This is a genomic window from Variovorax sp. 01T439_2, assembly GCF_056398445.1.
This window is the reverse complement of the sequence record NZ_JBFTPJ010000931.1, coordinates 1-2,302: the sequence shown is the minus strand read 5'-3', so window position 1 is coordinate 2,302 and position 2,302 is coordinate 1. Positions and strand designations below refer to the sequence as shown.

Annotated in this window: 3 protein-coding genes; all 3 read left to right on the top strand. The window is 71.1% G+C overall.

The window, feature by feature from the left end:
- A partial coding sequence (locus AC1DOC_RS29965; RefSeq protein ID WP_478131151.1) for a dioxygenase family protein occupies positions 1 to 356 on the top strand: 356 nt, incomplete at its 5' end.
- Positions 357 to 368: 12 nt separating this feature from the next.
- Complete coding sequence (locus AC1DOC_RS29960) at positions 369 to 1,175, top strand: citryl-CoA lyase (protein WP_478080083.1); 807 nt, start codon at positions 369 to 371, stop codon at positions 1,173 to 1,175.
- Positions 1,176 to 1,213: 38 nt separating this feature from the next.
- On the top strand, positions 1,214 to 2,140 hold the full coding sequence (locus AC1DOC_RS29955; RefSeq protein WP_478080097.1) for a Bug family tripartite tricarboxylate transporter substrate binding protein: 927 nt from the start codon (positions 1,214 to 1,216) through the stop codon (positions 2,138 to 2,140).
- Positions 2,141 to 2,302 lie beyond the last annotated feature (162 nt).

Genomic DNA, 2,302 nt, shown 5'->3' with positions numbered 1-2,302 from the left:
GGCGCATCCGCACCGACCACGAAGGCCGCTACTGGTTCTGGTCGATCCGCCCGAGCTTCTATCCGATCCCGGTCGACGGGCCCGTCGGCCGCATGCTCGAAGCGATGGGCCGCCATCCGAACCGCCCCGGCCACATCCACATGATGGTCTCGGCGCCGGGCCATGTGCCCGTGACCACGCACCTGTTCGTGGCGGGCAGCCCGTACATCGAGTCCGATGCGGTGTTCGGCGTGCGGCCGCGGCTCGTCGTCGACTTCGAGTCGCATCCGCCGGGCCGCGCGCCGGACGGCAGGTCGCTGGAAACACCCTACTGGTCCGCGCACTACGACTTCCGCCTCGAACCCCGACACGCCTGAAAGACCACGCCCATGAAAATCGGAAAGTCCACCGTCCCGCGCACCGCCATCTGCACCTCGGACGAACACACCATCGTCGTGCGCGGCCAGGACCTGTGCCGGGAGCTGATCGGGCACCTGTCGTTCACGGATTATTTCTTCCTGCTGCTCACCGGGCGCCGCCCCGATGCCGCGTGCAGCACGGTGCTCGACGCCACGCTGGTGGCGATTGCCGAGCACGGCCTTGTGCCGAGCGTGCAGGCCAGCCGCATGACCTTTGCGGCCGCGCCCGATGCGCTGCAGGGCGCGGTGGCGGCCGGCATCCTCGGCTGCGGCTCCGTCATCCTCGGTGCTTCCGAAACCGCGGGCCGGCTGTTCATCGACGTGGCAGCGCGCGTGGATGCGGGCGCCACGCTGCCGCAGGCCGCCGCCGCGGCCATCGCCGAACTCAAGGCCGCGCGCGCCGCGATCCCCGGGTACGGCCATCCGCTGCACAAGGAACGCGATCCGCGCGTCGACCGGCTGATCGACGTGGCGACGCAGGCCGGCGCCGACCTGCGCTATGTGCGCATCGCGCAGGCGCTGGAAGAGGCGATCCCGGGCATCGTGGGCAAGGACCTGCGCATGAACGTCTCGGCGGCGATTCCGGCGGTGCTGCTGGGCGTGGGCTTTCCGGTGGCGTCGCTGCGCGGCGTGCCGATCCTCGCGCGCACAGCGGGGCTGATCGCGCATCTCGCGGAAGAGGCCGAGACGCCGAGCGGCTTTGCGCTGTCCTACCAGGCCACGCGCGAGCTGCAGTACGAAGGCGCCGTGCCCGCGGGCTTCGGGGAGGCGCGGTGACGAAGCGTCGCGCCATCCTGGCCGTTGCCGCAGCAGCAATGCTGGCGCAGGGCGGCAGCAGCGCATGGGCGCAGGCAGGCGACGCGCGCCCCTTCAAGCTGGTCGTGCCCTTCGCGGCCGGCACCACGACCGACATCGTGGGACGGGTGCTGGCCGAAGCCCTCGGGCGCCAGCTGTCGCAGGCGGTGATCGTCGACAACCGGCCCGGTGCGGGCGGCGCCATCGGCAGCGAACTGGTGGCCCGCTCGGGGGCGGATGCACACACCGTGCTGCTGGGCACCGTCGGCACGCATGCCATCAACGCAACGCTCTACAAGCGCCTGTCCTACCAGCCGCAGCGCGACTTCGTGCCGCTGGGCTTCGTCGGCGCCACGCCCACGCTGCTGGTCGTGCCCGCCGCCGCGCCGTGGAAGACGGTGGCCGATCTGCGCCAGGCCAGCGGCAAGTCGGTGAGCTTTGCCTCGGCCGGCAACGGCACCTCGGGGCACCTGGCGGGCGAGCTGCTCAACCTGCGGCTCGGCAAGGACTTCGTGCACGTGCCCTACCGCGACGGCGCCCAGGCGCTCACCGAGGTGATGGCGGGGAACGTGCAGTTCATGTTCTATCACCCGGCCGCCGTGCTGCCGCAGATCCGCGCCGGCAGGCTGCGCGCGCTGGGTGCATCGAGCGCCCGGCGAAGCATGGCCGCGCCCGACGTGCCCACGCTGGCCGAGCAGGGCATTCCGGATTTCGACCTGGTCGCATGGTTCATGTTGTATGCGCCGGCCGACATGCCCGCCGCGCAGCGCGACCGCCTGCGCGAGGCCACGCAGGCGGTGCTCGCGCAGCCCGCGGTGCGCGACAAGCTCGCGGCCCAGGGCATCGAGCCGATGGCGATGAACGCATCGGACATGGCCGCCTTCGCCGCGGCCGAGATCGCGAAGTGGGGCGAGGCCGTGCGCCGCTCCGGCGCGCAGGTGGATTGAAGAAGACAGAACACCCCAACAAACGGGCACCCCATAGCCCAAGGAGACAAGCCATGCGTTCGACAAAAAACCTCGTCAAGAAAATGCTCGGCCTGGTGCTGGGCCTTGCCGGCATGCTGGCCACGGGCCATGCAAGCGCCCAGGCCGCGGAGTGGCCCACCA

What these genes read in the sequence shown, in the direction of transcription:
- AC1DOC_RS29960 (WP_478080083.1), top strand. Translation starts at nt 369, where the DNA reads ATGAAAATCGGAAAGTCCACCGTCCCGCGCACCGCCATCTGCACCTCG.
- AC1DOC_RS29955 (WP_478080097.1), top strand. Translation starts at nt 1,214, where the DNA reads ATGCTGGCGCAGGGCGGCAGCAGCGCATGGGCGCAGGCAGGCGACGCG.